Annotated in this window: 6 protein-coding genes; all 6 read left to right on the forward strand. The window is 58.1% G+C overall.

The genetic code is table 11. The features are described from left to right. Positions 1 to 43 precede the first annotated feature (43 nt). Genes HHJ19_RS13850 through HHJ19_RS13875 form a run of 6 tightly spaced genes read left to right on the forward strand, consistent with a single transcriptional unit; the run spans position 44 to position 6,565 of the window. A complete protein-coding gene (locus tag HHJ19_RS13850; RefSeq protein ID WP_296908347.1) occupies positions 44 to 2,260 on the forward strand; it encodes a 4Fe-4S binding protein in 2,217 nt (738 codons plus the stop codon). A 28-nt stretch (positions 2,261 to 2,288) separates the two neighbouring features. Continuing rightward, complete coding sequence (locus HHJ19_RS13855) at positions 2,289 to 3,554, forward strand: nitrous oxide reductase family maturation protein NosD (protein ID WP_296908358.1); 1,266 nt, start codon at positions 2,289 to 2,291, stop codon at positions 3,552 to 3,554. After that, positions 3,551 to 4,483, forward strand: coding sequence for an ABC transporter ATP-binding protein (locus HHJ19_RS13860; protein ID WP_296908349.1), 933 nt, complete (start codon positions 3,551 to 3,553; stop codon positions 4,481 to 4,483). The genes HHJ19_RS13855 and HHJ19_RS13860 overlap by 4 nt, the downstream gene beginning before the upstream one ends. Further along, positions 4,467 to 5,291 carry an ABC transporter permease subunit gene (locus tag HHJ19_RS13865; protein WP_296908351.1) on the forward strand — a complete coding sequence of 275 codons (825 nt, stop codon included), beginning with the start codon at positions 4,467 to 4,469 and terminating at the stop codon, positions 5,289 to 5,291. Before HHJ19_RS13860 ends, HHJ19_RS13865 begins: the two co-directional genes overlap by 17 nt. Next, positions 5,288 to 5,836 (forward strand): nitrous oxide reductase accessory protein NosL, encoded by a 549-nt coding sequence (locus tag HHJ19_RS13870; protein WP_296908353.1) that lies wholly within the window; start codon positions 5,288 to 5,290, stop codon positions 5,834 to 5,836. The genes HHJ19_RS13865 and HHJ19_RS13870 overlap by 4 nt, the downstream gene beginning before the upstream one ends. Positions 5,837 to 5,869: 33 nt before the next feature. Then, positions 5,870 to 6,565, forward strand: coding sequence for a DUF6516 family protein (locus HHJ19_RS13875; RefSeq protein WP_296908354.1), 696 nt, complete (start codon positions 5,870 to 5,872; stop codon positions 6,563 to 6,565). Positions 6,566 to 6,664: the final 99 nt, after the last annotated feature.

Raw genomic sequence — 6,664 nt, forward strand, 5'->3', positions numbered from 1 at the left:
ACCTAAAGCGTTCACCGGAGAGCGCGGTCCGAACTTGGTTTTTATGGAACAACTGGTTTTAGGCGGGCGCTTGCTGCGCCCCATGCTCATCGTTTTCGCAATCCTGCTCAGCCAGCTGTTCGCCGGCCATGCTGAAGCGACGATTTACGATGCCGAGCTTTCCGAGCAACTGATGCACGGCGCGGACCTGTGCGCCGCCGCGCCCTGCAGTGACGTGATGCCCTCGGCAAAACGGTTTTCCATGCGCAAGGGCGCACCCAATTATGTCGAGGCCTACGCCGACGAAGGCGACAAGACGCGTCTGGTCGGCTATGTTTTCCTGTCTACCGACGTGGTTGACATTCCGGCCTACTCCGGCAAGCCTGTCGTCACCCTGATCGGCATGGACACCCAGGGAATAATCACCGGGGTTCGCGTTCTCAAGCATTCAGAGCCCATCCTGCTGGCAGGCATACCCGAATCCGCACTGCTCAAATTTATTGACCAGTATGTGGGCAAGACGGCCACCTCCAAGCTGATCATCGGCCGCGACCGGGAGGAGGATGGGGCCATTGGCCTGGATGCCATCAGCGGCGCAACCGTCACGGCCATTGCCGAGAACCAGGTCATCTCACGCAGCGCCTACGAGATCGGCAAACAGGTCGGCATCATCAAAAGCACGCCGAGGCCGGCCGCGCGCTTCACGGCCCTCAAGGATGAGCTGAACTGGGCCGGCTTGCTGAAAGAGGGCAGCGTGCAGCACCTGGTGGTACCTGCATCCGAAATGGGTCTGGCAGATCAGTCAAAGCCGTATATGGATCTGTATTTTGGCTACCTGAACGTGCCGGCAATCGGCTACAGCTTGTTGGGCGAGCACAGCTATAAGCGCCTGATGCAGGATCTGAAACCGGACGAGCACGCTATTTTCATCATTGGAAGCGGGCAGGAAACTTTCAAGGGCTCGGGCTATGTGCGCGGCGGAATCTATGACCGCGTGCAGGTGCGGCAGGACCCGGTGACCTTTACCTTTCGCGACACCGACTACCTCAATCTCTATCATCTGCAACCGGCGGATGTGCCAGGTTTTAAAGAGTCGGCAATTTTCATCATTCGCTCGCCCAGTTTCAATCCGGCCTGGCCATGGCAGCTGACCGTGCTCGCCAACAAGGCCAACGCATCGGGCAACGGAAAAACCTTTGTTCATTTTGACCAGGAGTTCTGGCTGCCCGCGCGTTATCTTGAGGGCGGTCGCCCGCAGGTCGATCGCCCTCAAGCGGCCTGGAAATCGATCTGGAAAAACCAGAAGCTTGAAATCAGCCTGTTTATCCTGATCCTCGGAGCGACCGCGTTGCTGTATGCGCTGCGCGACAAACTGGTTCGCAGGTCCACTCGCAAAAACAAGCCCTGGACAGCGGTGCCGCACCATCTGCTCTGGATTGCCAGCGTGGGCTATCTGGGTTTTTATCTCAAGGCGCAGCCCAGCATCACCCAGGTGATGACCTGGTTCCACTCGATGCTGAATCAGTGGAAGTGGGAGCTCTTCCTGTCAGACCCGTTTATCTTCATTTTCTGGCTGTTCATCGTGGTCACCGTGCTGGTTTGGGGCCGTGGCGTATTTTGTGGCTGGCTATGCCCCTTCGGATCGCTGCAACAACTGGCACACAGTGCCGGCAAATGGTTGGGACTGAAGCGCCTGCAAGGCCTGCTGCCCAAGCCGTTGCATGACAAGCTAAAGTGGATCAAATACGCCGTGTTTTTTATCCTGCTCGGCGTGTCTTTTTACTCCATGGAGACGGCCGAGAAGCTGGCGGAAATAGAGCCCTTCAAGACGACTTTCATCGTCGGGGTATGGAACCGGACATGGCCCTTCTGGCTGTTTATCGGAGGCATTCTCGGCTGGTCTTTTTTCAGCGAACGCCCCTATTGCAAATATATTTGCCCACTGGGCGCCGGTCTGGCGATCCCCGGAAAGTTTCCTCTTTTCAGACTCAAACGCAAGGCCGAATGTCAGACCTGCCATGCGTGTGCCGCCGGATGCGGCTCGCATGCCATTGATTCAGCCGGCAAGATCGACCCGATGGAATGCATGCTCTGCCTGGATTGCATGGTTCTGTATTACGACGATCACGCCTGCCCGCCGCTGGTCAAGGAACGCAAGAAGCGCGAGACATCAGGCCTGCCGCTGACCCCCATCAATGCCGGCGGCTACTTCATCTCGCTTGACAGCGTGCGCCGCAATCTGGCCGAAAAGACAGCAGAACTGGCTGACAAGCAGACCTAATACGGTGAACAGGCCCATGTCTTTACCAATGTCATTTCAGGATCTGCTCAAAGCCGGATTGCTGGCAGCATGCCTAGCCTTGTCGGTCGCTGCGGCGCAAGGCGCTGTGGTAGCGGTCCAACCCGGCCAGTCAATCGCCGATGCGATTCGCGGGGCGCGGCCTGGCGATACGGTGCAGGTGGCGCGCGGCTTTTACGCTGAGAATCTGCTCATCGACAAGCCCATCACGCTACAAGGTGTCGACCGGCCAACCATCAGCGCCCAGGGCATTGGCGATGTGATACGGGTCAGCTCGCCAGATGTGCAGATCCAGGGCTTCATCGTGCGCGACAGCGGAATCGACCTCGGTGCTCAAAACTCCGGCATCTTTTTCCAGCCTGGCTCAGACCGTGCCGTGGTCAGCGATTGCACTTTGGTCTACAACCTGTTCGGCGTCTGGCTGGAGCAGTCCAGGGATGCACGCGTGGTCGGCAATGTCATTACCGGCAAGCGCGATCTGCTGTCTGCGGCGCGCGGCAATGGCATCCAGGTCTTCAACATGAACGGTGTGCAGATTCTCGACAACAACATCAGTTTTACGCGCGACGGCATTTATGTCGACGTCTCGAGCAACGCCCTGTTTCGCGGCAACAAGATTCATCATCTGCGTTACGGCACGCACTACATGAACACAAATCACAGCATCTGGGAAAACAACGAGTCTTACCTCAATCGCGGCGGGCTGGCGTTGATGGAAGTGCGCGATCTGACGGTACGCAACAACCTTGCCTGGGGCAATACAGACCACGGCATCATGCTCCGCACCATTCAGGACTCTGTGATTGAAAACAATGTCGTCGCAGGAAACGGGCGCGGTCTTTTTATTTACGACGCGGAGTACAACATCGTCCGGGCCAACCTGGTTATCGGAAATCGCGTTGGCATCCATCTGACTGCAGGCTCGGGCAACAACAAGGTTGATGGCAACGACTTTATCAACAACCAGGAGCAGGTCAAATACGTGGCCGCGCGCGATGTTGAATGGGGCCGCAGCAAGGGCAACTACTGGAGCAATTACAACGGCTGGGACCAGAACGCCGACGGCATCGGTGACATGCCCTATGAAGCGAACGATGTGGTTGACCGCCTCAACTGGCAGTACCCGCTGCTCAAGCTCCTGCTGTCGAGCCCTTCGATACAGACCCTGCGTTTTGTCGCCCGCCAGTTTCCGGTCCTGCGCGCGCCCAGCATTGTGGACAAGAGCCCCCGGATGCAGCCTTCGCACCAGGACTGGCGGCGCTGGAGCGGAAAATGAAAAGCATGCGTGTGATCGAAGTCTCGTCTCTTACCCGGCGCTATGGGGAAATCACTGCGGTTGACGACATCAGCCTGTCGGTAGCGCAAGGCGAGATGTTCGGCCTGATCGGGCCCAATGGTGCCGGCAAAAGCACCCTGTTCAAGTTGATGTTGGGGCTGATCGCTCCCAGCTCGGGCGAGGTACGGCTGCACGGCGTGCTGATCGATGGCCCCGAGTTCAGAACAGTGCGCCGCCGCATCGGCTATCTGCCAGAGAGCTTTGTGACTTACGACAACTTGACGGGACTGGAAGTATTGAGGCTTTTTGCTGACTTCAAACAGGTCCCGCGCAGCAGCTGTGCCGCGCTGCTGGCACGTGTCGGTCTGCAGGAAGCTGCAGGACGGCGGGTCAGCGCCTATTCCAAAGGCATGCGCCAGCGGCTCGGCTTTGCACAAGTGCTGCTGGGCAAACCGGACCTGATTTTTCTGGATGAACCAACCAACGGCCTTGACCCCCAGGGCATTCACGACTTCTACGAAATTCTGCGGCAGGTGCAGGCTGATGGCGCAACCGTCATCCTCACATCGCACATCCTCGCCGAGATCCAGGAACGGGTTGACCGACTGTTGATTTTGCAAAACGGGCGCATTGCCGCCCAGGGAACGCTGGCGCAACTGCGCACCCAGCGCATCATGCCCTCGGTCATTGAGGTGACGCTGCTCCCGGAGCGGCAGGCACGCGTACAGAACGAATTGGCGCACATCGCGGGCGTGCAGATGACGGTCAGTGGCAGTCTGGCGCGCATCTCGTGTTCACCGGCAGAAAAGGTCGCGGTGCTGGAACTGCTTTTTGCGCACAACGGCACGGTTCAGCAAATCGCCATCCATGAGCCGTCGCTGGAAGATCTGTTCCTGGGTTACGGAGGGCAGCATGTTGATGGGAATTGAATGGGCACAGGTCGGCGTCATGGCCGGCAAGGAATGGCGGGAGCGCATCCGCAACTGGTGGGTGCTGGCAGTGGCCCTGATTTTTGCGCTGTTTGCGCTCGCCATCGCCTATTTCGGTACGGCGCAGCAAGGCACTGTCGGCTTTCACGGCATAGACATTACCGTGGCCAGTCTGGTCAGTCTGGTCATCTATCTGGTACCGCTGATCGCCATGATCCTTGGCTATGACGCCATCGTCGGAGAGAGAGAACGCGGCTCGCTTGAATTGCTGTTGTCGATGCCGATCACCCGTTTTGAAATCCTGCTGGGAAAATATCTGGGTTTGTCAGCCGCCCTGGCCTGCGCCACGGCCGTGGGATTTGGCGCAGGATTGCTGCCACTGGCCGGCCAGTTGGGTCTGCGTGACCTTTACCACTACGCAGGCTTTGTTTTCTCAGCGATTTTGATGGGCATGGCTTTTCTCAGTCTGTCGCTTTGGCTGTCGGTGATTGCGCCCGACCGCATGCGTGCCAGCGGCATGGCGATTGCCACCTGGTTCTTTTTTGTACTGGTTTTCGATCTGCTGCTGATGGGCATGCTCGTCGTCAGCAAGGGAAACCTGGGCAGCACCGTTTTTGCCAGCTTGCTCATGCTCAACCCGGCAGATGTCTTTCGCCTGCTGAACATATTCAGTTCGCAGCAAGTGCAAACCATGTACGGCCTTGCAACCGTGATGCCCGACGGACTGACCAACCCGCTAGTTCTTCTGGGCATCATGCTGGGCTGGATCATCGTGCCATTTCTGGCCGCCAACTGGAGATTCAAGTGAAAGCGACGAACCCCGGCAGACGACAGTGCCTGCACAGCACTTTTAAATGGGGCAGCGGCTGGCTGCTGCTGACCCTGCTGCCTGCCTGTAAGCGCGCCGTACAACAGGCCGGGGCGCAGGAACCCGGCAGTGAGACGACCTGCGTGCTGGACGGCATGGTGCTGAAAGACTTCCCTGGGCCGAAGGCGCAAATTCACTACGCCGAAGGTGCACCCGATTTTTATTGTGACCTGATCGAGCTGTTTGCCGAGCTGCTGGCGCCCGAGCAAAAACGCGCGCCCGCTGCCGTATTTGTTCAGGACATGGCCAAGACCGACTGGGATCACCCGGTGGCCAACTGGATCGATGCCAAAACGGCCTTTTACGTCACGGGTAGCCGCAAGCGCGGCTCCATGGGACCGACCTTCGGCTCATTCGCCAGCATGCAGGACGCAGAAAAGTTTTCGCAGAAGGAGGGAGGCAAAGTGATGCGCTTCGATCAGATTACGCCGGCCATGGTCAACCTGACCGGCGGTGTGGTGAACGACACCTCGATGTCGCGGTGACCTGGCTCCCTGAAACAGGAACGGATCCACACCATGGACACAACGATGACCGCAGACATGGAAACAGAAGCGCTGCAGGCGCTGTTCGCCGAAACCAACTACCGCCTGCGGGAATCACGCAAAGCGGTATTGCAACATTACGGTGTCGGCACCGAAGCAGATTTGCTGACGAAAATCGAGCTGGCTTCGGTCGCCGAACACCCGGCTTACGAGCTTTACCTGAGCGCGCTGATTCTTGAACAGACCCGTATGCAGATACGCGCGGAATTGTTGGCACAGCTGTCCGGCGGGGCCCCGCAAGAGCGCCCTTCGATCAGCGTGCATCTCGGGCTCAAGGAGCAGCTTGACGCGCACTACGGATCCCGTCTTCTTGAACCGGTACGAATGGCACAGGATGCCCTGATGATGTCCTTTGACACCGGGCTGGTCGTGGAAGTGCGCTATTTCAGCAGGCAGGAATATTCGATCATGTGGACCTTCGGTGATGCTCTTCTGCGTATCGATACCGCACCTACGCATCCCGACTGCGCAACCTTTCCCCACCACCTGCATCGGGGAGAAAGCGCGGCTGTCGATGACCCTGCGACATCGCCTGACACGGACTGCTGGTTTCACCTGTCCGGGTTGCTGAAGCGGCTGCTGCAAGATCCACTACTTGGCGCGCTTGAGGCTTCGTCTGCGTCAAGACAAAACGCAACAGAGTGCTGTGCCGCTGCTTCAAATGAATGAGCAAAGCGCGGATTTCATCCGGCGCTTTGCCGGCAGTGCGTTAGTCCCTGACTCCCTTTTTTTCAACCCGAGAGGAACATGATCATGAATGCTTACCAA

Source organism: Polaromonas sp., assembly GCF_012927415.1.
Taxonomy (GTDB): domain Bacteria; phylum Pseudomonadota; class Gammaproteobacteria; order Burkholderiales; family Burkholderiaceae_C; genus Polaromonas.